At 68.1% G+C, this 25,618-nt stretch carries 19 protein-coding genes and 3 pseudogenes; all 22 read right to left on the reverse strand.

Annotated elements, in window-relative coordinates; translation table 11 throughout:
• Nucleotide 1 precedes the first annotated feature (1 nt).
• Nucleotides 2–841 (reverse strand): ABC transporter ATP-binding protein, encoded by an 840-nt coding sequence (locus TY51_RS04075; RefSeq protein ID WP_042246174.1) that lies wholly within the window; start codon nucleotides 839–841, stop codon nucleotides 2–4.
• Entirely contained in the window at nucleotides 838–1,761 is a 924-nt protein-coding gene (gene nikC, locus TY51_RS04080) for a nickel transporter permease (RefSeq protein ID WP_042246177.1), read from the reverse strand. The genes TY51_RS04075 and nikC overlap by 4 nt, the downstream gene beginning before the upstream one ends.
• Complete coding sequence (locus TY51_RS04085; RefSeq protein ID WP_042246180.1) at nucleotides 1,758–2,828, reverse strand: ABC transporter permease; 1,071 nt, start codon at nucleotides 2,826–2,828, stop codon at nucleotides 1,758–1,760. The genes nikC and TY51_RS04085 overlap by 4 nt, the downstream gene beginning before the upstream one ends.
• On the reverse strand, nucleotides 2,829–4,427 hold the full coding sequence (locus TY51_RS04090; RefSeq protein ID WP_042246182.1) for an ABC transporter substrate-binding protein: 1,599 nt from the start codon (nucleotides 4,425–4,427) through the stop codon (nucleotides 2,829–2,831).
• 117 nt (nucleotides 4,428–4,544) lie between these two features.
• On the reverse strand, nucleotides 4,545–5,519 hold the full coding sequence (locus tag TY51_RS04095) for a diguanylate cyclase (RefSeq protein ID WP_197054631.1): 975 nt from the start codon (nucleotides 5,517–5,519) through the stop codon (nucleotides 4,545–4,547).
• 2 nt (nucleotides 5,520–5,521) lie between these two features.
• A complete protein-coding gene (locus tag TY51_RS22465; protein ID WP_197054632.1) occupies nucleotides 5,522–6,067 on the reverse strand; it encodes an Hpt domain-containing protein in 546 nt (181 codons plus the stop codon).
• A gap of 14 nt (nucleotides 6,068–6,081) precedes the next feature.
• Entirely contained in the window at nucleotides 6,082–8,337 is a 2,256-nt protein-coding gene (locus TY51_RS04100; protein WP_197054633.1) for a response regulator, read from the reverse strand.
• On the reverse strand, nucleotides 8,334–8,705 hold the full coding sequence (locus TY51_RS04105; protein ID WP_156117868.1) for a hypothetical protein: 372 nt from the start codon (nucleotides 8,703–8,705) through the stop codon (nucleotides 8,334–8,336). Before TY51_RS04105 ends, TY51_RS04100 begins: the two co-directional genes overlap by 4 nt.
• Before the next feature lie 542 nt (nucleotides 8,706–9,247).
• Entirely contained in the window at nucleotides 9,248–10,249 is a 1,002-nt protein-coding gene (locus tag TY51_RS04110) for a TerC family protein (protein ID WP_042246191.1), read from the reverse strand.
• Between the two features lie 200 nt (nucleotides 10,250–10,449).
• Entirely contained in the window at nucleotides 10,450–12,699 is a 2,250-nt protein-coding gene (locus TY51_RS20045; protein ID WP_052649750.1) for a methyl-accepting chemotaxis protein, read from the reverse strand.
• A gap of 111 nt (nucleotides 12,700–12,810) precedes the next feature.
• Nucleotides 12,811–13,605, reverse strand: coding sequence for an FAD-dependent oxidoreductase (locus TY51_RS22470; protein WP_373960329.1), 795 nt, complete (start codon nucleotides 13,603–13,605; stop codon nucleotides 12,811–12,813).
• Nucleotides 13,500–13,886: a hypothetical protein gene (locus TY51_RS22475; RefSeq protein ID WP_197054634.1), complete on the reverse strand. Its 387-nt coding sequence runs from the start codon at nucleotides 13,884–13,886 to the stop codon at nucleotides 13,500–13,502. Before TY51_RS22475 ends, TY51_RS22470 begins: the two co-directional genes overlap by 106 nt.
• Before the next feature lie 525 nt (nucleotides 13,887–14,411).
• Nucleotides 14,412–15,892 (reverse strand): annotated as a pseudogene (locus TY51_RS04125) (mannitol dehydrogenase family protein).
• A gap of 81 nt (nucleotides 15,893–15,973) precedes the next feature.
• Nucleotides 15,974–16,743: pseudogene (locus TY51_RS04130) on the reverse strand (L-iditol 2-dehydrogenase).
• On the reverse strand, nucleotides 16,740–17,744 hold the full coding sequence (locus tag TY51_RS04135) for an ABC transporter ATP-binding protein (RefSeq protein WP_042246195.1): 1,005 nt from the start codon (nucleotides 17,742–17,744) through the stop codon (nucleotides 16,740–16,742). The pseudogene TY51_RS04130 and the gene TY51_RS04135 overlap by 4 nt, the downstream one beginning before the upstream one ends.
• A gap of 10 nt (nucleotides 17,745–17,754) precedes the next feature.
• Nucleotides 17,755–18,579 carry a carbohydrate ABC transporter permease gene (locus TY51_RS04140; protein WP_042246197.1) on the reverse strand — a complete coding sequence of 275 codons (825 nt, stop codon included), beginning with the start codon at nucleotides 18,577–18,579 and terminating at the stop codon, nucleotides 17,755–17,757.
• Nucleotides 18,580–18,589: 10 nt separating this feature from the next.
• Nucleotides 18,590–19,458: pseudogene (locus TY51_RS04145) on the reverse strand (carbohydrate ABC transporter permease).
• Nucleotides 19,459–19,526: 68 nt separating this feature from the next.
• A complete protein-coding gene (locus tag TY51_RS04150; RefSeq protein WP_042246199.1) occupies nucleotides 19,527–20,852 on the reverse strand; it encodes a sugar ABC transporter substrate-binding protein in 1,326 nt (441 codons plus the stop codon).
• A gap of 132 nt (nucleotides 20,853–20,984) precedes the next feature.
• Nucleotides 20,985–21,941, reverse strand: coding sequence for a sugar-binding transcriptional regulator (locus TY51_RS04155; protein ID WP_042246210.1), 957 nt, complete (start codon nucleotides 21,939–21,941; stop codon nucleotides 20,985–20,987).
• Nucleotides 21,938–22,588: an HAD family phosphatase gene (locus TY51_RS04160; protein ID WP_042246214.1), complete on the reverse strand. Its 651-nt coding sequence runs from the start codon at nucleotides 22,586–22,588 to the stop codon at nucleotides 21,938–21,940. The genes TY51_RS04155 and TY51_RS04160 overlap by 4 nt, the downstream gene beginning before the upstream one ends.
• Nucleotides 22,589–22,650: 62 nt before the next feature.
• Nucleotides 22,651–24,051, reverse strand: coding sequence for a DUF3320 domain-containing protein (locus tag TY51_RS20060; protein WP_156117869.1), 1,401 nt, complete (start codon nucleotides 24,049–24,051; stop codon nucleotides 22,651–22,653).
• The coding region (locus TY51_RS20065; protein ID WP_304413096.1) for a DEAD/DEAH box helicase at nucleotides 23,973–25,618 on the reverse strand (1,646 nt) is incomplete at its 5' end. The genes TY51_RS20065 and TY51_RS20060, both read right to left, overlap by 79 nt.

Raw genomic sequence — 25,618 nt, forward strand, 5'->3', positions numbered from 1 at the left:
CTCAGTTTTCCTTCCAGCTGTCCTGGCGTTCCAGCACCGGCAGGCGCGCCACGGGCGCGTCCAGCCGCGGCAGGCTGTTCAGCAGCCCGCGGGTATAGGGGTGCTGCGCCCGGTGCAGGTCGCGCGCGGGCAGCGTTTCGACCACGCGACCCGCATACATGATCAGCACCCGGTCGCAGAACTGCGCCACAAGGTTCAGGTCGTGGCTGATGAAGATCAGCCCCATGCCGCGATCGCGGACCAGCCGGTCCATGATGTGCAGCACCTCGGTCCGGACCGACACGTCCAGCGCGCTGGTCGGTTCGTCCGCGATCAGGATCTGCGGGTCGGGGGCCAGCATCATGGCGATCATGATGCGCTGACCCATGCCGCCCGACACCTGATGGGGATAGCTGTCCATGACGCGTTCGGGGTCGCGGATCTGCACCGCCTCCAGCATCTGCAGTGCCTTGTCGCGGGCGGCGGCACGGGGCGCGCGGGCGTGCAGGCGATAGGCCTCGATGATCTGCTGGCCCACGGTCATCACCGGGTTCAGGCTGAATTTCGGGTCCTGCATGACCATGCTGATGCGCCCGCCGCGGATGGCGCGCATCTGGCGGTCGGGCAGGTTCAGGATCGACTGACCCTCCAGCTCCATCCGGGCGGCCTCGACCCGGCCGGGCGGGCGGACAAGGCCCAGGATCGCGCGGCCGGTCATGGACTTGCCCGACCCGCTTTCGCCCACCACGCCAAGGCGTTCGCGGCCCAGGTCGAAATCGATGCCGCGTACGGCCTGGAATTCGCCCTGCCGGGTCGGAAAGGTGACGCGCAGGTCGCGCACGGACAGAAGGGGTTCGGTCACGACTTGTCTCCCTTGGGGTCCAGCACGTCGCGCAGCCCGTCACCCAGCAGGTTGAAGGCCATCGACACCAGAAAGATCGCGATGCCCGGCATGGCGGCGACCCACCAGAAATCCAGGATATAGCCCCGCCCGTCCGAGATCATCGCGCCCCATTCGGGCAGCGGCGGCTGTGCGCCCAGACCCAGAAAGCCCAGGCCCGCCGCCGACAGGATGATCCCCGCCATGTCCAGCGCCACCCGCACGATCAGCGACGACAGGCACAGGGGCCAGATGTGACGGATCAGCAGCCGGAACCGCCCCGCCCCCTGCAGGCGCGCGGCGGCGATGAAATCGGCGTTGCGGATGGTCAGCGTCTCGGCCCGCGCCAGACGGGCATAGGGCGGCCATGCGGTCAGCGCCAAGGCCAGCACGGCATTGCCGATGCTGGGCCCCAACGCCGCGACGAAGGCCAGCGCCAGGATCAGTTTAGGAAACGCCAGAAAGATGTCGGTCACCCGCATCAGCACCTGGTCCACCCACCCCCCGGCGAACCCCGCGACCGTGCCGATCAGCAAGCCGATGATCGGTGCGATCAGCGCGACCGTGCCCACGATGAACAGCGTGATGCGCGACCCGTGGATCAGCCGGGACAGGATATCGCGTCCCAAGGCGTCGGTGCCCAGCCAATGCGCGGCCGAGGGCGGCTGCAGCCGGTCGGCCAGGTTCTGGGCATAGGGGCTTTGCGGCGAAATCCACGGCGCCAGGATCGCCATGCCGATCAACAGCACCAGAACGATCAGCCCGACCATCGCCAGCTTGTTGGCGCGGAATGTCAGCCAGCCCTGATAGATCGCGCCCAGACGCGCCTGTCGGCGGGTCTGCGGCGCATCCGACAGCAGCCAGTCACGCCGGCTCTCCGGGGGGCGGGAAACGGCGCTCATGTCGACCTCGGATCAAGGAAACGGTACAGGATGTCGCTGAAGAGGTTCAGCAGCACAAAGCAGACGCCGACGACGACCGTGCCGCCCAGCACCGCGTTCATGTCGCCCGACAGCAGCCCGCGGGTGATGTAGCTGCCCAGGCCCGGCCAGCTGAAGATGATCTCGGTCAGGACCGACCCTTCCAGCAGCGACCCGAAGGACAGCGCGATGACGGTGACCAGCGGGATCGCGATGTTGCGGAAGGCATGGCCCCAGATGACCGCCCGTTCGGACAGGCCCTTGACGCGGGCAGTGGTGACGTATTCCGCCGACAGCTGTTCAAGCATGAAGCTGCGCGTCATGCGGCTGATATAGGCCAGCGAGTAATAGCCCAGCAGGCTGGCCGGCAGGATGATGTGCGAAAACGCGTCGCGGAACGCGCCCCAATCCCCGGCGATCAGGCTGTCGACCAGCACCATGCCGGTGACGGTCGGCACCATCCCGTCATACAGGATCCCCTGTCGACCCGGTCCGCCGACCCAGCCCAGCATCCCGTAAAAGATCAGCAGCCCCATCAGGCCCAGCCAGAAGATCGGCATCGAATAGCCGACCAGCGCCACGACCCGCGCGACCTGGTCGATGATGCCGCCGCGCCGCGCCGCCGCGATCACGCCCAAGGGCACGCCGATCACGACGCCGATGAAGGTGCCCAAGGCCGCCAGCTCGAACGTTGCGGGAAAGACGCGGGCGATGTCCTGGGCCACCGGCTGCCCGGTCGAGATGGATCGCCCGAAATCGCCGCGCAGCACGTCGCCCACATAGGACAGGAACTGCATGATCAGCGGCTGGTCCAGCCCCATCGCGATATAGGCGGCGTCGTATTGCGCCTGGGTGGCGCGGTCGCCCACGACCTTCAGCACCGGGTCGATCGGCATGACCCGCCCGATGATGAAGGTGACCAGCAGCAGGCCCAGCAGCGTCAGCGCCAGCGACAGGACGGTCCCCGCCACGCTGCGCACGCGCCTGCGGGTCAGGGCGCGGCGCCGCGACGGTTGGGTCGCGGCGCCGGTCGGATCGGTCAGGGCCATTTATTCGCCCTTCGTCACCTGACGATACATGACCGATGAAATGGCGCCGCCGCTCCACCAGTTCTGGACGCCGTCGCGCATGCCGACCTGTTCGATGCGCTGGAACAGCGGCACGATGGGGGCCTCGGCCTGATACTGGCGCTGGATGTCCTGATACATCGCGGCACGGGCGTCGGCGTCCTGTTCCAGAGTGGCGGCGACGGTGGCCTCGTTCATCTCGGCCGGGACCTCATAGGCGTTGCGCCAAGCCAGCAGGCCCACAGCCGCGGCCTCGTCGCTGTTGTCGGGATTGAAGGCAAAGGTCGCGGCATTGGTGTTCGGATCGGAATAATCCGGCCCCCATTCGCCCAGGAAGATCGGCACCTCGCGCGCGCGATAGGCGTCCAGCACCTGTGCGCCGGTCATCTGCTCGATCTCCAGCGTCAGGCCGACCTGGGCCATCGACGCCTGCAGGGTCTGGGCGACGTCCACGTATTCGCGCAGATCGCGCACGCGGGTGGTGATGGTGCCGCCCTCGATCCCCGCATCGGTCAGGATCTGGCGGGCCTTTTCGACGTCATAGGTCCAGGGCTGCTCCTCCAGCACGCCCAGATAACCCAAGGGCAGGAAGGTCTGGTGCGTGACGAACTGGCCCTTCAGAAAGCTGCCGGTGATGCCTTCGTAATCGACCAGATGCTTCATCGCCTCGATCACGGCGGGGTTGGACAGCAGCTCATCCTTCTGGTTCAGGCCCATGTACAGGATGCGGCCGCGGGGTTCGTCCAGGATGGTGACCCCGTCCACGGCGGCGATGGATTCCACATCCGTCGGCGTCAGGTTGCGGGCCACGTCGATGTCGCCCTGTTCCAGCAACAGCCGCTGCGCGCTGGATTCGGCCACGTTGCGCACGATCACGCGCTTCATCTCAGGGGCGCCCTGCCAATATTCCTCATAGGACGTCAGCTGCACGGCCTCGTTCGGACGCCAGGCGGAAAGCACATAGGCGCCCGACCCGGCCTCGTTCGTGTTCAGCCAGCCGTTGCCCAGGTCGCCGTCGACCTCGTTGGCCATCACGGTCTCCATGTCGACGACGCTGGCGATGTTGGCCGTCAGGCAGTTCAGCACGAAGCTGGGCGCATAGGGCTTGTCCATGGTCAGCGTCAGCGTGTTGCCGTCCGCGGTGATCATCTGGTCCACGTTGTCGGCGGTAAAGCCGAACTGCGTCAGGATGAAGGCCGGGGTCTTGTCCAGCTTGACCGCGCGCTGCAGCGACCAGGCGGCGTCCGCGGCGCGCACCGGGTTGCCGGAATGGAAGGTCGCATCCTCGCGCAGGGTGAAGGTGATGGACAGGCCATCCTCGGACACCGCCCATTCGGTCGCAAGACTGGGCTGGAAACCGGCGTCGGGGTCCAGCGGGTCGAAATCGACCAGACGGTCATAGGTGTTGTTGTTGACGTCATTGCCCGCGAATTCGAAACTCTGCGCCGGGTCCAGGCTGATGATGTCGTCGATCGTGTGCGCCACGACCAAGGTGTCGGCTGGCGTTTCCGCCCAGGCGGCAGGGGCAAGCGCCAGCGCCGAGGCCAGAAGCATGGCGCGCGTGGTCAGGTGATATGTCATGTGGGGGTTCCTGTCGGTGAACGGCCCCCGCTGTCTCGCGGGGTTGCATGTCGTGCAGCCTGCCGCAGGCCCGTCCAGCATTCAATGCCAATCTGCCCGACGGCCCGAATGGACCACCTAGCCCGCCCTGGCATCCCCGACAGAAGGCGCGTCGACCACACCATCCATGCGCAGCGGGTGGTCGACCGCCATCACCTGCCCGCTGACCCGGTTCCGCCCGGCCAGCTTGCTGCGATACAGCATCCTGTCGGCCCCGGTCAGCCAGAAGGCGTTGTCGCTGCCCATGTCGCAGCGCCCCGACGCCACGCCAATGCTGATCGTCACCACCTGCCCCACCTGCGACGCGCGGTGCGGGATGGCCAGCGCCTCGACCCCGGCGCGCATCGTCTCGGCCAGGTGCAGGGCGCCGTCCAGGTCGGTGCCGGGCAGGATGCAGGCGAATTCCTCGCCGCCGTAGCGGGCGCACAGGTCGCCCGACCGGCGGATCGCCTGCGCCAGCGCCTGTGACACGGCCTTCAGGCAGATGTCCCCCTCGGGGTGGCCATAGCTGTCGTTGAAGCCCTTGAAATGGTCGATGTCCAGCATCAGCACCGCGATCAGCCCGCCGTCGCGCGCCTGCCGGTGCAGTTCCGCCTGCAGGCGGCGTTCCAGCATGCGCCGATTGGCCAGCCCGGTCAGCGGATCGCGTAGCGCCTGTTCGGTCAGCTGATCGCGCATCCGTTTCATTTGGACATGGTTGCGCACCCGCCGCTGCAATGCCGCCGGACGGATCGGCTTGGTGACATAGTCGATGGCACCGACCGCCAGCCCGCGCAGTTCGGCCTCGTCATCGCCCAGGGCGGTGGCAAAGATCACCGGAATGTCGCTCAGCATCGGGTCGGCCTTGAAGATGCGGCACAGCTGATAGCCGTCCATGCCGGGCATCACCACGTCCAGCAGGATCAGGTCCGGCCGGCTTTCGCGTGCCACCTGCACGGCCTGTTCGCCGGACAGGGCAAAGCAGATCTCGTATTCATCCTCCAGCACGGCGGTGACGATCTCGATGTTGGCGGGTTCGTCGTCGATCACAAGGATGACGGGGCGGTTGTCCATTTTCATATCCCTGGTTGACCGGTTTCGGGTTGAGCGCCGTCCAGCAGCGCGTCTGCCGCCGCATAGTCTAGCCGCAGCAGCGCACGCCGCACGGGGTGGTCGTCCATCGCCACGCGGTCCAGCTGCAGCGCTTCGGCCAGCGCGTCGAAACTGGCGCGGGCGGCCATGCTGCGGCGGCGGACCTGGTCGCGCAGGTGGCCACGCAGTTGCGCGATCAGCGCGCTGTCGCCCGTGGGGGCCGGGGCTGTCGGCCGCGGGGCCACGGCGGCGGTGGCCAGGCTGTCGGCGGCGGCGATCGCCGCGTCCAGCGGACCGGCCAGTTCCGCCAGCAGCCCATCGATGCCTGCCCCGTCGCCATCCTGCAGCCGACCCTCGATCCGCCCCGCCAAGGCCGCGATCCGTGGCAGCTCCAGCGAGGCCGCGACCCCCTTCAGGGTATGCGCGGCGCGGTGGGCGTCCTGGGTCCGCCCGTCGGCGATCAGCTGCGCCATCTGCGCAACCGCATCACGGTTGCCCTCGGCAAAGGACAGGATCAGCCGGCGCAGCAACGTCCGCTTGCCATTCACCCGCGCAGTGCGGCAGGGATGCCGAATGGCGGCAGGTTGTCCGGCAGATCGGCCGGGCCGGGCCGATCGGCCTGCGGCGCCGGGGTGGCGGCGATGGGCACGATCCGCATGTGCTGCGCCAGCACCGCGATCAGTCGGGCGGGGTCCACGGGCTTGGTCACGTGATCGCACATGCCCGCCTGCAGGCAGGCACGGCGTTCGTCGTCATAGGCATGCGCGGTCAGCGCGATGATCGGCAGGGCCTGGGCGCTGTGGCTCTGGCGGATGCGGCGCGTGGCGGTCAGGCCGTCCATCTCGGGCATCTGCATGTCCATCAGCACGGCGGCGTATCCCGCGGCGCCAACCTCGACCATCCGGCAGGCGACCAGCCCGTTTTCGGCGCAATCGACCAGCAGGCCCGCATCGCCCAGCAGGGCGACCGCGATTTCCTGGTTGATCGGATTGTCCTCGACCAGCAGCACGCGCTGGCCCCGCATCGCTTCGGGCAGCACCGGGGCCGCGGGCAGGTCCGGCGCGACATCCGGGACATGGCGTTCGGCCAGTCCGGGCAGCTGCTTCAGCGCGTCCAGCAGGTTGCGCGCGTTGATCGGCTTGGCCAGGAACAGGTCGATCGGCTCGCCTCCAGCCTCGCTCATGACCGCGTCGACGCCATATGCGGTCATCACCATCGTCGCGGGCATCCGCCGCAGGCCCATGCGCCGCAGCGCGCGCAGCGTCTGAAGCCCGTCCAGGTCGGGCATCTTCCAGTCCAGCATCACCAGGTCATAGGGGTGGCCGCGCTGATCCGCCGCCTGAACCATGTCCAGCGCGGCCCGTCCCGACGGGGCCAGGATGACCCGGATCTGCCAGCGGGCAAAGATCGCCTCCAGCATCTTCAGGGCGATGGGGCTGTCATCCGCGATCAGGACGCGCAGGGCGCGGATCGCGCTGCAGGGCAGGATCGCCTCGGCCGTGTCCGGCTGCCCGATGGCCAGCCGCAGCGAAAAGGTGAAGGCGCTGCCCCGGCCCGGCACGCTTTCGGCGCGGATCCAGCCGTCCATCTGCTGAACGATCTGCTTGCAGATCGCCAGCCCCAGCCCGGTCCCCCCGAACCGCCGCGTGGTCGAGCTGTCGGCCTGCGTGAACGGCGTGAACAGCCGCGCAAGCTGATCGGGCGTCATGCCGATCCCGCAATCACGGACGGAAATCTCGATCCGCGCATGATCGCCCTGCTGTTCGGCCAGGCGGGCGCTCAGCACGATCTCTCCGTTCTCGCTGAACTTGGTGGCGTTGCTCAGCAGGTTCAGCAGCACCTGATTCAGGCGCAGTTCGTCGCCGACCAGCATCTCTGGCAGGCGGTCGTCGATCTCCTGGCGCAGGGTCAGGTTCTGGGCGGCCATCGCGTCGGCCACCATCTGCACCTGGCACGACATCGCCGACCGCAGATCAAAGGGCCGCGCCTCCAGCGTCAGCGCCCCGGCCTCGTTCTTCGAGAAATCCAGCAGGTCGTTGATCAGCCGCAACAGCACCCCGCCCGCGGTGCCGATCCGGCTGACATGCTCTCGCTGGCGCGGCTCCAGCGGCGTGCGCTGGACCAGGTGGCAAAAGCCCAGGATGGCGTTGATGGGGGTGCGGATCTCGTGGCTCATGTTGGCCAGGAACATGCTTTTCGTGCGGTTCGCCTCCTCCGCCTCGCGGGTGCGTTCCTCCAGGGCGGCGCTTTTGGCGACGATCTCGTCGCTCATCCGTCCGATGCGGTCAAAGGACTGGACGACCTTGTCGCTGACCCAGACCAGCACCACGGTCTGAAATGCGACGATCGCCCCGTGCAGCAGGACCCGCGCCACATCCCCGTCGGTCGAAAAGACGGCGCTTGGCAGCAGATAGAACAGCACCAGGTGATGCACGGTGATCGCCGCCGCCGACACGATCAGGGCCGACCGGTCGAACCACGCCAGGTTCAACGCCAACACGGCATAGAAATACATGTGCATGTCCATCTGCCAAGGGTGGCCCTCGAACACCAGCAGGAACAGCGCAGGCTCGCCCACCAGGGCCACGGCGGCGATGTTGCGCGTCACCGGACAGGTGCGGCGCAGCGTCCACAACATCTGGTAGATCGCGGCCAGCCCCCCGGCCAGCGCCATCGCCAGCAGCGGCGACATGCTGCCCACCCAGGCCGCGGCCAGCCCCATCACCGGCACATGCGCCCAGAACAGCGTGACCAGCATCCGGCCATAGCGCGCCCGCAGCGCGTTCAGTTCGACGTTCATCGCGCACCCTCCACAGCCGACGCCACGCAGCCCAGGGATCCCGGCGCCGGCAGCACCAGCCACGCCCCCCGCTGGCGCACGCGGTCCGCAAAGCCGTCGTCGCCCGACAACGCGACGGACAATCCGGGCAGCGCCGCAAAGGCGATCACCCCGCCCCCCGCGGCATGGACCAGGTCCAGAACCTCGGCCCGGTGCAGGCCGGGACGGGTCAGGACCAGGAACTGCCCCGGCGTACCCGGACGGGTCAGCGCATGACCCGCCAGCGCCACCAGTCCCGCCAGTGCCAGCGCCAGAGCGGGCAACAGCGCGCCGATGCCCGTCCCCTCGGAGGCGGGTGCAACCATTTCGGTGCCGGTTCCTGATGCCACGATGCGCTCCTGTCCTGTCTTCAGACCGCACGATACCCCGCAGCGCGCCGCCCGTCCGCAGACCGGTCGAATGCAAGAATGTCCAAACGATGCGGTTCACCGGGAACCAGCCAGCCCAACTGCGCGCCATCGGGGGGACCGGGGGCACGCAGCCCCCGGCCGTCGCGGGACGCAAGCCGGGTGCGACCGAAAACGGGCATCAGCCGACAGCGACAAGCGCGCACCCTGAAAGGATCAAATCGGAAGGCAGGCAACAATCGCCCTACTGTTCCAAGGCAATCGGACGTTCAGTCGGCGCTACGACGGCATCTGTCCGATGACAGCCTATTCGACCGCGTGACTTCAGCACGTGTCATTGGGATCAGAGCGGACGGGCTTGGCCAGCTCAATCAACAGTTCGAAATGACCCGGAGTAGCAAGCCGGTATTGTGGCGCGCTCATTCCGGGTATGGGTCAACCTCCTAGCCAACCGTGCGGCAAAATGAACTACGCCGGCGGCCTTTCGGGCGCCGGCGCAGGGTCGTGCGGTCAGATCGCGTGGATCAGTGCCGGTTCTCGCCGAACGGCAGCGGTTCGGGGGACTGGCCGCGGGTCTTGGCCAGCGACACCACCACGCCCACCGTCAGGATGAAGAACGTGATGCCCAGCGACCAGGACGGCGGGAACTTCTCCCAGCCCATCAGGTCCGCGATGAAGATCTTGGAGCCGATGAAGATCAGCAGGATCGACAGCGCGTATTTCAGATAGGCAAAGCGGTGCAGGATCGCGGCCAGCGCGAAATACAACGCCCGCAGGCCGAGGATCGCGAAGATGTTCGAGGTGTAGACCAGGTACGGGTCCGTGGTGATGGTGAACACGGCAGGCACCGAGTCGACTGCGAACACCAGGTCGGCGACCTCGATCACGATCAGCGCCAGCAGCAGCGGCGTGGCCCAGCGAACCAGCTTGCCGGTCTTGGGGTCGGGGATCTTGACCGTGAAGGCATGGCCGTGCAGCTCGTCGGTGACGCGCATGCGGCGGCGCAGCCAGTTCAGCATCTTGTTGTCGGCCATGTCGGTGTGATCGTCACTGGCGAACAGCATCTTGATGCCGGTGAAGATCAGGAAGGCCGCGAACAGGTACAGCACCCAGTGATAGTTCTCGACGATGGTTGCGCCCAGGCCGATCATGATGCCGCGCAGCAGGATCACGCCTAGGATGCCCCAGAACAGCACCCGGTGCTGGTATTCCCGCGGAATCGCGAAGAAGCTGAAGATCAGCGCGATGACGAAGATGTTGTCCATCGCCAATGTCTTCTCGACGATGAAGGCGGTCAGATACTGCGCCGTGGCCTCTCCGCCCATCGTCCAGTAGATGAACCCCGAAAAGGCGATGCCCAAGGTGATGTACATGGCCGACAGCTTAAGGCTTTCGGCGATGCCGATCTCGTGGTCGTCCTTGTTCAGGACGCCCAGGTCGAAGACCAGCAGGGCGACGACCAGCCCCAGGAACAGCAGCCACATCCAGATGGGCTTGCCCAAAAATTCGCTTAGAAGAAGTTCCACGATGCCCTCGCAAGAATGAAATAGTGCAGGGCAAGGGACGACAAAGGGGCCACCGATGCACCGAGCACGCTCGATGCGGTCCGACATCGCAGCCGATCGTCACGATCATGCTGCCAGAGGGGCCCGGTCCGCGAGGCAGACATTATCACGAATCGGCCGTCCGCACAAGCATGCGCTTGTGCGGACGGCCTCGCCATGCCCTAAAATTCCAGCATCTGCCCGCGCCCTGCCGGAGCCGCGACCCGGATCGGCCGCGCCTCGACCGCGAAATCCGGCGCAAGCGACGGACGCTGTGCGGGCGGGGCCTGATCGGTCACGGTGAACGCCCCCATCTCGGTCGACAGGACCTGGGCCTGCTGGCGCAGCGACATGGACGCCGCCGTCGCCTGTTCGGCCACCGCGGCATTCTGCTGGGTCACCTGGTCCAGCTGGTTCACGCCGCTGTTGATCTCGGACAGGCCGATGGATTGTTCGGCGGTGGCCAGTGCAATCGCCGCGATCTGTTCGGACACGTCCGAGGCCTTCTGCAGGATCACCCCCAGACTGTCGCCCGTCCGGCCGACCAGGTCGGACCCGGTCCTGACCTGAGCCGCGCTTTGCGAGATCAGGCCACGCACCTCACGCGCGGATTCCGCCGCGCGCTGGGCCAGTCCCCGCACCTCGGAGGCGACGACCGCAAAGCCGCGCCCCGCCTCTCCGGCACGGGCAGCCTCGACACCCGCGTTCAGCGCCAACAGGTTGGTCTGGAACGCGATGTCGTCGATGACGCCGATGATCCGGGTGATCTGTTCCGACGACCGCTGGATGCCCTGCATGGCGGTGACGGCATCGGCCACGACGGCCGCGCTGCTGCGGGCGATGTCGCGGTTCTGTCCGCTGGCGCGCTCTGCCTCGCGGGCGCGTTCCGCGGTCTGGCGCAGGCTCTCGTTCATCTGGTTCAGCGCCGCGGCGGACTGTTCCAGCGTGGCGGCCTGCGTTTCGGCCCGGCTGGACAGTTCGCCAGCGGCCATGTTGATCTCGTCCGCGCCGCCGCGGACTTGGTTGGCGACGTCGGTGATGCGCCGGATCGTGTCGGACAGCCCGCTCACCACGCCGTTGAAGGCCAGCCGCAGCGAATCATAGCCCTCCGGAAAGGGATCATGCGCGGGGCTGACGATCTGATGGGTCATGTCGCCGGCCGCCAGACGGTCCAGCCCGGTGCCGATCTCTCGGACGACGCGGGCCTGACGGTCGGCCACCAAGCGCGCATCGCGGTCGCGGGCGTCGCGATCGGCCTCGGCCTCGGCCTCAAGGCGCCGGGCGGTCAGTGCCCGGTCGCGGAACACCTGCATCGCCCCGGCCATCGCCCCGATCTCGTCGCCGCGGCCCGCATGGGGCACGGTCGTGTCCAGGTCGCCATCGGCCAGCCGCTTCATCGCATCCGTCATCCCCTCGATCGGACGAGAGATGATCTGCGCGCCGAACCACACCACGACCAGCGTGCCCAACAGCAGCAGCGCCGCCGTCAGCACCGCCCGGTCGCGCGTCTGGGTGACATGCGCCATCACGGTCGCTTGCGGCACCTGCATCAGCAGGGTCCAGCTTTCATCGATGCCGGGAAAGACAACGGAACCGGTCAGGACCATCGCCTGCTGCCCGTCGACATCCACGTAATGCATCGGCCCCGCCGCCATCAGGGCCTGGTCCGCGGCCTGCACGGGCTGGCCCAGCAGGCTGCGATCCTCATGCGCGACCCACAGCCCGCCGGAACTGATCAGCCGCACCCGTCCGTTGCCAAAAGGGCGCAGCTGTTCGATCCGCGCCGCCAGCCGGTCCAGCGACACATCGCCGGTCAGCACGCCCACCGGTCGCGTGCCGTCGCGGACGACGCCGCTGACGGTCGTCATCAGAACCTCGGCCCCGTTCACCGGGTACAGATAGGGCGGCGTGATCAGGCTGCGATCCTCGCGCAGGGGGCGGTCGTACCAGCTGTCGGTCCCGGCCTCGGGGCGCATGTCCAGCTGCTCGACGCCGATGCCGCCGTCGGGAGCGTAGAAGAAATAGGGCACGAACCGCCCGGCGGCGTCCGCATGCGGGCTGCCCACATGGGCGCTGTCCGGGCCAAGCGCGTCCGGCTGAAAGGCCAGCGTCATGCCGACCAGGTCCGGCCGCGTCCGCAGGATCGCCGTGGCGATCGTCGCCAGACCGTCCCGGTCGGCGGGGTCGTCGACGATCGCCCCTTCGATCGCGGCGACGCCCGTGCGGACCGTATCGATGACGCTGCTGATGTCGCGGGTGACGGTCGCGGCATAGCTGTCCATCAGCGCGCCGGCATGCGCCTCGGATGCGCGCGACGAGGCACGCGACATCAGGGTGGTGGTCAGGGCAATGACCGCGATGATCGCACAGGCGGTCAGCGCCGCGGCGGACAGGGCCAGCTTGGCGCGGATGGACAGGGAACGGAACGGCATGCTTGCCCCTCTCTTGGGGAGTGGTCGGGAACGGGATGGTTCTGCCGGAATATCATCGACAGGTTTCCGATCCGTTACCGGCGCACCGAAAGCCCGGCCCTGCGGCGGCCCTTAGTCCGTCAGGCGCCCGATAAACCCCCGGTCGATCCGGTCCTTGCACCGCCACAGCCATGCACCCTGCAGCGCCATCCCGTGCCATTCGGCCAAGGCATAACGCCCGCCCAGGGACACGATCTTCAGATAATCGCGCTGCGGGTGGAAGGCCCTGCATCCCCGCCCCTGATGCCGCGCCGCCAGGTTTTGCGCCAGAACCGGGGCCTGGCGCACGGCAAACACCCCGGCCTTGGGTCGCGGGGCATGCGTCATGGATGCGCAGTCACCCGCCGCGAACAGGTCGGGATGGCCCGGAACCTGCAGGCTGGGCCCCACCTGGACAAAACCCGCATCACCCACTGGCAGGTCGCGGGCCAGCCAGTCCGCGGCCCGTGCCCCTGCAATGCCAAGGGTCAGGGCGCTGTCGATCCGACGACCGTCGTCCAGCACCACATGTTCGGCCCCGACACGGCCCACCCGCGTGCCGGTCAGGACGGTGACCCCCGCCCCATCCAGCGCACGGCACAGAAGCGCGCGGCCACGCGGCGTCAGGGTGGCGGCGATGCGGGGCCCGGCCTCGATCAGGGTGACGGGCGCGTGCTGACGGTGGGACAGGGCCAGCGCGATCTCGGCCCCCGCGACGCCGCCGCCGATCACGACCGAGGGCAGGCCCCTGTCCGGCAGCGTCATATCGGCGCGCAGCGGCTTTACGGCGTGGGCATGATCGCGAAAGCCTCGATCTCGGGCATGGCGCCGTGACTGCCCAGATCCAGCGCCGCCTGCGCATAATCCAGCCGCCGCACCGCACCGCAGGGCCGCGCAACCGTCACCTGCCGCGCGTCGGGGTCTATCCCGGTGACCCCCGCGCGCAGGAATTCCGCGTTGTGACGTGCGGCGAAATCGGCCAGCCCGACGCTGATCTGATCCGCGCGGTAATGGCCGGCGACCAGACCGGGGAACATCCCCGAATAGGTCGCGCGATCGGCCATGTCGATCAGCAGGATCGCCACCCCCGGCAGCGCCGCCCGCAGCGGCGGCAGCGCCAGCAGATTGGCATGGCCTGCCCCCAACAACAGGATCGGCGCATCGGTCATCGCTGCGCGTTCCATTGCGCGTTTGAGCGGAGACGGCCGGTACCATCCGGTCCACGTTCGAGAATTTCCCGCTGCTTGAGACGCCTCAGAAAGTTGAACTCTGGAAACGGTAGATTATTGTTCGACCGGCGAACGGCAGAGCGATTTGAGCAGAACCCCTTTTTCAGGAGGCATCCCATCGACGTATCAGGCAGCGGTCTGTTGGCGACGATCATGCCGCTGAGGCTGCCCAACCGTCGGTCGAACAGCTTGTGCCCTATGCTTTGATCAGAAACGCCGGATAGGTCCTTCATAGCCTCCGACTTAGGCACAGCCGCTAGCGTCTGCAAACCCCGCGCATCCGCAGCCCTGCGCCGTGCTGGCCAAGGCTGCGACCCCTGTCACAAGCGCTGCACTGTCCGAAGCCATGCCTTCGAACGTTGATCAGCCCCCGACGGCATCGATATGAAGCGCCGGAAAGGCCCCGGCAGTTTCCTGCAGCGGGGCGCGCCATCCGGCATTCCTGGGAGGCCGCCGCGCCGGCGCTCAGGGGCGGGGCTCACCTGCGGCATAGGCTACCAGCGTCGCCCGCACCCCGTCCCGGCGCAGCGCGGTCAGCGCGTCGCCGAATGCCGCGACCAGCGGCGCGGACACGGCCAGGTCGCCAAAGATCGCGTGCTGGGACAGGAACGCCGCCGGATCGTCCTGCGCGGCCAGCGCGTGCTGGCGCAGGGTCGCATGGGCGTCGTCGTTGGGCGCGATGGGCTCGCCCGCCTCGGTCGTGCCTTCGCAATAGCGGCACCACAGTGCCAGCTCCAGCGCCAGACCGTCGATGGACCCGCCCGCCGCCAACCGGTCGCGCAGCGTGGGCAGGATGAATTTCGGCTGACGGTTCGACCCGTCAAGGCACAGACGCGGGATCGTGTCGCCGATTTCCGGGTTCGAAAAGCGGCTGACGATCAGCGCCAGATAGTCGTCATAGCTGACGCCCGCGATCGGCTGCAGGGTCGGGACGATCTCGCGCGTCTCCAGCGCGCGCAGCCAGGCGGCGATGTCCGCGTCCGCCATCGCGTCATGCACGAAGTGATGTCCCAGCAGCGCCGAGGCATAGGCGATGGCCGCGTGGCCGCCGTTCAGGATGCGCAGCTTCATCAGTTCATGGCGGCTGACGTCGGTCACGAATTCGGCGCCGACGGCCTCCAGCGCGGGGCGGCCCTGGGGAAAGTTGTCCTCCAGCACCCATTGGCGGAACGGCTCGCAGACGACGGGGGCGGCATCCTCGATGCCGAAGCGCTCGCGGACAAGCGCGCGTTCGCGGTCGCTGGTCGCGGGCGTGATGCAATCGACCATGCTGTTCGGAAACGCCACGTTGGCCTGGATCCAATCGGCATAGGCAGGGTCGGACAGGCGCGCCAGACCGATCAGCGTGCGCCCGCAGACATGGCCGTTTTCCGGCAGGTTGTCGCAGGACAGGACGGTGAAGGGCGCGTGCCCCGCATCGCGCCGGGCCTGCAACGCCGCCAGGATCATGCCGAACACCGTCAGCGGCGCATTGGGCGCGCCTGCGTCATGCACCATGTCGGGATGGCCCGCGTCGAACCCGTCGGTCTTGGCGTCGACATAGTACCCGCCCTCGGTGATGGTCAGGGACAGGATGCGGATCGCGGGATCGGCCATCGCGGCAATGGTCGCGCGCGGGTCCACGGCCACGAAATCGACCATCGATCCCAGCACCTGCGCCGACAGGCCCTTGGGGTCCAGCTCGACCAGCGTGGTCAACCAGTCCTGGGCGGCCAGCCGGTCGCGCATCGCGGCGTCGCCCGGACGCACCCCCGCGCCCCGCAGGCCCAGTCATGGTCGCGCCCCTGGGCGAACAGCCGGTCCAGGTACCACGCCATATGCGCGCGGTGGAAATTGCCCACGCCCACATGCAGGATGCCGGGCGTCAGGGCGCTGCGGTCATAGGCGGGGCGTGCCACCGTGTCGGGTAGCCCGGCCAGTGCGGATTGGGTCAGTTGGATGGCCATGATCGGACCTTTCGTCAAAGCGCCCCACATCCGCTGCGCGTGATGCGCGCGGGGGGCCGGGAATTGCAGGGGGTGCGGCGGTCAGCTGAGCCAGTTGCCGCCGTCGACATTATAGGTCTGGGCCACGATGTAACCGGCCCCGTCGGACGCCAGGAACACGGCCATGCCGGTCAGGTCGGCCGCGGTGCCCATGCGGCCGAAGGGGACGGCGGCGCCGACCTCGGCCTTCTTCTGGCCGGGGGCCTTGCCTTCGTATTTCGCGAAGAACGCATCGACGCCGTCCCAATGTTCGCCGTCGACCACGCCCGGCGCGATGGCGTTCACGTTGATGCCGTGGGCGATCAGGTTCAGGCCCGCCGATTGCGTCAGGCTGATGACCGCGGCCTTGCTGGCGCAATAGACCGCGACCAGCGCCTCTCCGCGGCGCCCGGCCTGGGACGCCATGTTGATGATCCGGCCCCCCTGCCCGCGCGCGATCATCGACCGCGCGACGGCCTGCATCATGAACAGGGTGCCCGACACGTTGACCGCCATGATGCGGTCGTGATCGGCGCGGGTGATGTCCACGATGGGCGCGGCGGTGAACAGGGCCGCGTTGTTGATCAGGATGTCGATGCCGCCGAACTGCTGTTCGACGGATGCCACGCAGGCGTCGATGCTGGCCTGATCGGTCACGTCCAGCGCGACGGCGATGGCGCCGTCACCCAGGCCCTGGGCCGCGTGACGGGCGGCGTCCAGGTTGATGTCGCAGATGGCGACGCGCGCGCCTGATCCAGATAGGCGCGGGCGAATTCCAGCCCGATGCCGCGCGCGGCCCCGGTGATCAGGGCGGACTTTCCCGACAGCATCATGCCACCCGGGCCCCCGTGGCGTCAAAGCGGTGCATCTGCGCATCGTCCGGGGTCAGGAACACCGTGTCGCCGTGATGCAGGTCGATGTTGCCGCCCGCCCGGACGGTGATCGTGTCGGCCAGACCCGTATCCTCGACATAGAAGAACGTGTCGGATCCCAGATGCTCGCTGACGCCGACGCGGCCGCGCCATTTGCCGTGATCGGGCGACACCGCGATATGCTCGGGCCGGATGCCGATGGTATGAGCGCCGTATTCCGCCGCCGCCGCCCCGTCGATCAGGTTCATCCTGGGGCTGCCGATGAAGCCTGCGACGAACAGGTTCTTGGGCGCGCGGTACAGCTCCATCGGGCTGCCGACCTGTTCGATGTGGCCGGCGCGCAGCACGACGATCTTGTCGGCCATGGTCATCGCCTCGACCTGGTCGTGGGTCACATAGATCATCGTGGTCTTGAGCCGGTTGTGCAGCTCGCTGATCTCAAGGCGCATGCCGACGCGCAGGGCGGCGTCCAGGTTCGACAGCGGTTCGTCGAACAGGAAGGCCGCCGGTTCGCGCACGATGGCGCGGCCGATGGCCACGCGCTGGCGCTGGCCGCCAGACAGCTGGCCCGGCTTGCGGTCCAGGTAATCGGTCAGGTTCAGCGCCTTGGCGGCCGAGGTGATGCGGCGGTCCTGTTCGTCCTGCGGCACGCCCGCCATGCGCATCGGAAAGGCGATGTTCTTCCTGACCGACATGTGCGGGTACAGCGCATAGCTTTGGAACACCATCGCCAGGCCGCGTTTGGCGGGGGGCGTGTCGGTGGCGTCCTTGCCGTCGATCAGGATGCGCCCGCCGGATGTATCCTCCAGCCCGGCGATCAGGCGCAGCAGCGTGGATTTCCCGCAGCCCGACGGCCCGACGAACACCACGAACTCTCCATCGTTGATGTCCAGGTTCAGGGGCGGGATGACCTCGACGTCTCCGAACCGCTTGGTCACTGCTTCAAGGGTAATGCGTCCCATGATGGTCCCCTTATTTCACCGCGCCGAAGGTCAGGCCGCGGACAAGTTGTTTCTGGCTGAACCAACCCATGATCAGGATCGGCGCGATGGCCATGACGGATGCCGCCGAAAGTTTCGCCCAGAACAGCCCCTGCGGGCTGGAGAAGCTGGCGATGAAGGCCGACAAGGGCGCGGCGTTGGTGGTGGTCAGCTGGATGGTCCAGAACGCCTCGTTCCAGGCCAGGATGACGTTCAGCAGCATGGTGGAGGCGATGCCCGGGATCGCCATCGGCGTCAGCACGTACAGGATCTCGTCGCGCAGCCCGGCGCCGTCCATGCGCGCGGCCTCCAGGATCTCTCCGGGGATCTCGCGGAAATAGGTGTACAGCATCCAGACCACGATCGGCAGGTTGATCAGCATCAGCATGACCGTCAGGCCGATCCGCGTGTCCATCAGCCCGGTGCGCAGGAAGATCAGATAGATCGGCACCAGCACCGCGACCGCGGGCATCATCTTGGTCGACAGCATCCACATCAGGATGTTCTTGGTGTTCTTGGTCGGCGAAAAGGCCATCGCCCAGGCCGCCGGGATCGCCACGATCAGCGCCAGGATCGTCGAGCCGACCGCCAGGATCACCGAGTTGGTGAAGGGCTTCCAGTAGTTGTTCTGGGTCTGCACCGCCTCAAAGCTGGACAGCGTGAAGGACGGGATCAGGTTGAACCCGGAAATCGCCTCCTGTTCCGTCTTCAGGCTGGTGATGATCGTATAGAGGATCGGGAAGAAGATCACCAAGGCGACGATCCAGGCGGCGACGGTATAGCCGACCTTGGTGCGGGTGTTCACTGCGCGTGCCATGGGGTGCTCCTCAATCCAGGTTCTTGCCGACGGCGCGCATCAGGAAGAACGCGACGATGTTGGCCAGGATGACCGCGATGATGCCGCCCGCGGCCGCACCGCCGATGTCGAAGTTCAGACGGGCCGCGCGATAGATCAGATAGGTCAGGTTGGTGCTGGCATTGCCCGGACCGCCATTGGTGGTCACCAGGATCTCGGCATAGATGCCCAGCAGGAAGATTGTCTGGATCAGCACCACCACGGTGATGGCGCGGGCCATGTGCGGCAGGGTCAGGTGGATGAAGCGGCTGACGGCGCCCGCGCCGTCCATCTCGGCGGCTTCCATCTGTTCGCCGTCCAGCGACTGCAGGGCGGTCAGCAGGATCAGCGTCGCAAAGGGCAGCCATTGCCAGGCCACGATGATGATGATCGAGGTCAGCGGATATTGCGCGAACCAGTCCACCGGCTGCAGGCCCAAGGCGCGCGAGATGTCGGCAAAGACCCCATAGGACGGGTGCATGATCATGTTCTTCCAGATCAGCGCGGCCACCGGCGGCATCACGAAAAACGGAGAGATGATCAGGATCCGCACGATCCCCTGCCCGAAGATCGGCTTGTCGATCAGCAGGGCGATGGCGATGCCGCCGATGACGGTGATCGCCAGCACGCCCAGCACCAGGGCCAGCGTGTTCCAGATCGCGTCGAAGAAGGCCGGGTCGGTATAGAAATACTGATAGTTGAACCACCCCGCCCAGCTGATCGATGCCGGGTTCAGCAGGTTGTAGTTCAGGAACGAGTAATACAGCGTCATCCCCAACGGACGATCATCCAGATCAGCAGCAGGATGATGGCAGGTGCGCGCATCAGGCGCGCAAGACTTGCGGTCTGGCGGGTGGCCATGGCTTGCGTCCTCGGGGGGGAATGGGGGGTGCGCCGCCCCGCAGGTCGGGGGCGGCGCGGGTCGCGGCTTACTTGGGATAACCCGCGCGGGCCATTTCACGGGCCGTGCTGGATTGCGCGGCAGCCAGGGCGTCCTCAGCCGACATCTGGCCTGCCAGCGCCGCCGAGAAGGTCTGACCGACCGCCGTGCCGATGCCCTGGAATTCCGGGATCGCGACGAACTGGCCGCCCGTATAGGGGATATCCTGCACGGATGCCTTCTGCGTGTCGGCTGCGTTGATCGATTCCAGCGTCATCGCCGCGAACGGCGCCTCGGCCTGATAGTCGGGGTTCTCGTACAGCGAGGTCCGCGTGCCCGGAGGTGCGGCGCGCCAGCCCTCGGACGCGGCCACCATGTCGGTGTATTCCTTGCTGGTGGCCCAGGCCACGAAGGTCTTGGCCGCTTCCTGCTTCTGGCTGGAGGCCGGGATGGCCAGGTTCCACGCCCACAGCCAGTTGCCGTGGTTGTCGACACCGTCCTTGTTGGGGAACTGGGCAAAGCCCACGCTGTCGGCGACGGTCGAATCCTCGGGGTCGGTCACGAAGCTTGCGGCGACGGTCGCGTCGATCCACATGCCGCACTTGCCCTGCTGGAACAGCGACAGGTTCTCGTTGAAGCCGTTCGACGACGCGCCCGGAGGACCGTATTCGTTCATCAGCGTCAGATAGTCGGTCAGCGTCGCCTGCCATTCGGGGCTGTCGAACTGGGGCGCCCACTCCATGTCGAACCAGCGCGCGCCATAGCTGTTGGCCATGGCGGTCAGGAAGGCCATGTTCTCGCCCCAGCCCGGCTTGCCGCGCAGGCAGATGCCATAGATCTCGTTGTCCTTGTCGGTCATCGCCTCGGCTGCGGCGGTGATCTCGGTCCAGGTCGGGTTGGCGGAGATGGTCACGCCGGCGGCCTCGGCCAGGTCGGTGCGGTACATCACCATGGCCGATTCCGCATAGAAGGGCGCGGCATACAGCGTGTCGTCGACCGACAGGGCCGCGCGCACGGCGGGGACCAGATCGTCGACGTCATAGCCTTCGGGAAGGTCGTTCAGGGGCGTCAGCCAGTCCTGCGCCGCCCAGATCGGAACCTCGTAGGTGCCGATGGTCAGCACGTCGTACTGCCCGCCGCTGGTGGCGATGTCGGTCGTGACGCGCTCGCGCAGGATGTTCTCCTCCAGCGTGACCCATTCCAGCTGGATGTTCGGGTTCGCCTCGGTGAACGGCGCGGTCATCTGCTGCATGCGGATCATGTCGCCGTTGTTCACGGTCGCGATCGTCAGGGTCACGTTGTCTTGGGCGGCGGCGATGGTGCCGACAGCGCACAGGGCCGTAGCGCCCAGAAGGGCGCGGAATGTCGTGGTCATGTAGTCCTCCCTTGGCGGTTGGGCATTTGCCCTTCCGATGGGCATATACTCGCCCTGTCTGACGAATCTGTCAACGCACATTCCCCGCCGCACTGCAGCGACGGCCTAACGGCTTGAGCATGCGACAGTTCTTCAGCCCAGCAGACGTTCCGCGGTCGCCTCGGAGGTGACCAGGCCGTTGATCAGCCCGCCCACCATCGCCGCGCGGATCGCCGGCAGCTTGGCCAGACCCGACGCGACGGCGATCACCGGACGGTCGGTCCCACAGGGCAGCGGCGCCGATGCGACGCGGCGGTTGAAATCGCAGTCGATCACCTGGCCTTGGGCGTCATAGACCCAGCTGGTGATCTCTCCGACGGCGCCGGCGCGGGCCAGCTGCTCCATCTCGGTCTCGGACAGAAAGCCGTCGACATGCAGCGGCGCGGTCATGTCCATCTGGCCGATGCCCACCAGCGACAGGTCGGCGCGGGCGCACAGATCGATCGTGTTGCGGGCGGCCTGCTGGCCCTGCATCGCCGCCAGTTCCGCCGCATCATGCGCCAGCACCGGCAGCGGATAAGGGAAATGCGGCGCGCCGATACGTTCTGCCAGCCGGATCGTGGCATTGTAGGGGGTGGCCGACCCATCCTCCATCATGTTGCCAAGGCGGGACACGACGACATGCTGGGGACAGGTCATGCGGGGCAGCTGTTCCACGGTGGCGCGCAGGTTGCGCCCGGTGCCCAGGCTGACGATCCGCCGTTCGGGCGATTTCAGCACGCGTTCCAGATGCGCCGCGGCGGCGATGGCGATGCCCGCCAGCAGGTCCGGCGCCTCGGGGTCGGACGGCGCGACCTCGGCGGTCAGCAGGCCGAAACGGTCCTGCAGCGCGCGCGCCAGATCCATGCAGCGCCCGATCGGGTGGTCCAGGCGCACCTTGACCAGCCGTTCGGCCAGCGCCATCGCGACCAGCCGCTGTGCGGTCTGGCGGCTGACGCCCAGCTTGCGCGCGATCTCGTCCTGGGTGTTTCCGGCGACGTAATACAGCCAGCCGGCGCGGGCCGCGTCGTCCAGGCGGGTGGTTTCGGGGGTGAAATGGCCTTGGGTCATGCGGTGACCTGCATGCCGGCCAGCAGGTCGGGAAACTGCGACCAGCAGTCGAACCCCTGGTCAGCCACGGGCTGGCCTGCCAGATGCGCGCCGCCGCGATACTGCAGCACCCGCATCCCCGCCGCGCGGGCGGCCTGCAGGCCGGGCTGGCTGTCCTCGATCACCAGCGCATGGGCGGGATCGACGCCCATCCGGTCGGCGGCGAACAGGAACAGGTCGGGGGCGGGCTTGCCGCGCGCCACCTGGCTGGCCGTGAACACATCCGCGCCGAACCGCTGCGCCAGCCCCAGCACCGCCAGCGTCCGTGCGACCCGCGGCGGGCTGGACGAGGTCGCGACGCAGACCGGCAGCCGGATCTGCGCCAGCATCGCGGCAAAGCCCGGGGTCGTGCGCAGATCGGTGTCGAACCGCGCCAGCAGGCGGGCGCGATAGGTCGCCTCGAAATCATCGGGCAGGGTCAGGGCAAACCGGTCGCGGATTGATGCCGCGACCGTGGGAAAGCTGCGCCCCAGAAAGTCGCGGCGCACGTCGTCGGGGGTCACGACGATGTCCAGCCGCGCCAGCTGGTCGATCAGCACCTGCGCGGACAGCACCTCGCTGTCGGCGATGACGCCGTCGCAGTCGAAGATGATCAGGTCCACGCGCATCGGTCCGGCTCCTTGCCCCCTGCGGCAGCCATAATCGCATTCCGCCCGGCGGGGAATAGCCCTCAGGCCGCGGCCATCCCCAGCAGCACCGCCGATATCGCCTCGGACAGGTCCGGCCCAACGCGCTGAAAGCCCAGCAGCCGGGCCACCGCGCGGGTCAGCTGGTCGGGCGTCATCCCGCCGTTCTCCGTGCGGATCATTCGCGCGGCGGCGGCGATCTCCTGCGGGGGCAGGCAGGCGGCCTTCAGCAGGCTGCCGGTCTCGGCGCTGCGGTCGCGGACGGGCGGGCTGTCGGCCTGCGCGCGGGTCATCAGGAAATCGCCCTGTCGCGTCAGGTCCGTGTCGCGGCGCAGGGCCAGCGCGGTGGCGCGGGCCACGGCCTCTCCGATCCGGCTGCCCGTGCGAGTCTTGCCGAACGCGGCGGCGATGCGGCGCGCCACCTCATCGGCATGGACCGGACCTTCGGCGCGGATGACGGTGGCGGCCAGTTCGGCCAGCACGACGTCGGGCTGGTCATGCGGCTCTCCCTCGGGCGGGGCCTGCAGCTCCGCCCGGCGATAGGGCGGCGCCGAGAGCGACGGCTGCGTCAGTTCGAGGGCCGGTTCGGGGGCGTCCAGCGGGACGGGCCGCGCCGCGTGGTTCGCGCCGCGCGGGCGGATGCCATCCTGCGCCGCGTCGCGGGCCTGCGACAGCGTGTCGCGCAGACGCGCGATCTCCACCTCGCGGCGGTGGAACCAGTCGGTGCTCCAGATGCGGTGGAACCGCCAGCCCAGGTTCTCCAGGATATCCTGGCGCAACCGGTCGCGTTCACGGGCCCACAGCGCGCCGTGATAGGCCGCGCCGTCGCATTCGACTGCCGCCAGGTACTGGCCCGGACGGTCGGGATGGCGGACGCCCAGATCGATCCGGAACCCATCGCTGCCGACCTGCGGATCGGCCAGATAGCCCAGATCGCGGATCACGCGGGCCACGTCCTCCTCGAACGGGCTGTCGGGGGCCAGCCCGGTGGGGCGGCGTTCCTCGATGATGCCCGATTGCGCGAAATCCAGGAACCGCTTCAGCACGCGCGGCCCCTCGCGGGTGGTGCGCGACGGGTCGATCTGGCCCGGATCAAAGGACGCAAACACCTCGCACCGGATCCGCGCGCGCGAAAACAGCACGTTCAGGCGGCGTTCGCCCCCCTCGCCGTTGACAGGCCCGAACTGCATCCGCGTCAGCGGACCGTCGGGTTCGGACGGGCCATAGCCTACCGAGATCAGGATCACGTCGCGTTCGTCGCCCTGCACGTTCTCGATGTTCTTGACGAACACATCCTCGGCCCCGCCCTCGCGCAGCAGCGCGTCCAGCGCCGGGTCGCGGCGGCGGGCGGCATCCGCCACCTCGGTCAGCATGTCGGCCTGCGCCTTGGAGAACGCGACCACGCCCAGGGACAGGCCCGGCCAGTTGCGGGCGTGGTCGGCCATGGCGGCGACCACGGCCTCGGCCTCGATGCGGTTCGTGCCCGCACGCCCCTGCCCGCTGCCCCGTACGGCATAGGCGCCGACACGCGCCGGAACTTCAGCCCGTAATCGGGGTCCAGCTGCAGGGGCGACGGCGGCAGCACCAGCCGGTCGTCATAGAATTCCGCGTTCGACACCCGGATCAGCGACGGGTCGCGCGATCGGTAATGCCATTCCAGCATCCGCGACCGCAGGCCCCGCGCCTCGCACAGCGACAGGATGCTCTCCATGTCGGCCACGTTCGCGCCCTGGGGGACGTCTTCGGGTTCGTCCAGGTCCTCGGCATCATCGACTAGGCGGTCGAAGAACGACGTCGGCGGCAGCTGCTTCTGGTCGCCCACCACGACGATCTGGCGCGCCCGCGCAATGACGCCCAACGCGTCCTCGGGGCGGATCTGCGACGCCTCGTCGATGACCAGCAGATCGAAACTGACCGCGTCGGGCGGCAGGAACTGGGCGACCGAGATCGGGCTCATCAGCATCACCGGCTTGATGCGCTGGACCATCGCGCCCGCGTTGCGCATCAGCCAGCGCACCGGCTTGTGTGCGCGGCGGCGGGCGATCTCTCCACGGATCAGGCCCATCTCTCCCTGCGTGCCGCGGGGCAGCTGGTCGAAATGGCGCGACAGGATCAGGGTCTTGGTGGCCTCGATCCGCTCCGCCTCAAGCTGGCGAAACAGGCCGACCAGGTCGTGGCGGTCCAGCTTCGGCAGATCGTTCAGCGCGGGGCGGGCCTGCCGGGCGGCGTTCCAGCGCGCCTCGGCGCAGGCATAGGCGAACTCGGTCGCGGCATCCTGCGGGGCCAGCCGCCCGGCGCGCACGGCCTCGACCACCGAGCCCGCCCCGTGGCGGTCGGCGGTCTGCGCGTCGCGCGCCAGATCGGCCCATTCGGCATAGCGGGCGGGCGCATCGGCCATGCCCGACAGCGCGGCCTGCCAATCGGCGATGGGCGCATCGCCCGCGACCCCCGCGGCGACAGGGTCCAGGGTCAGCCGGTCGCGGACCCGCGCCAGCGCCGCCCGCGCGTCCTGCACCGCACCCGCCAGCGCGTCGCCCCGTGCCGCAGGGTCGGGGATGTCCGTCAATGCCTGCACGACCGCCGCCCCGTCCGGCAGACAGCCGTCCAGTTCGGCCAGCCAAGCCGCCACCGCCCCCAGCCGGGCAAAGGGCGTGCGTTCGCCCCGCCAGTCAGCCCCAAGCGTCGCAGCCAGATAGGCCTCGTCCTCGGCCAGCAGGCGGCGCAGGCGGCGCAGGGCCACCAGTTCATCCACCAGCGCCAGCCGATCCGCGGCAGCAGACGGCATCGGCGCGACCAACAGAGCCTGCAGCTGGGCCGTTGACCCGCGATAGGGGCCGAACAGCCGCCCGAAGAACGACCCCACCCCCCGCGCCAGCCCCGCGCGCAAGGGCGTGGGGTCCAGATCGGCCGCGGCGGGCGCAAAGCGCGTCATCGCCTGTTCCTGCGCCGCCGCCCAATCCGCGCCGGCCTGTAGCGCCTGCGACAGGCGGGGGTCGCGGGCGGCGGCGAACA

Source organism: Paracoccus sp. PAMC 22219 (assembly GCF_000787695.1).
GTDB lineage: Bacteria > Pseudomonadota > Alphaproteobacteria > Rhodobacterales > Rhodobacteraceae > Paracoccus.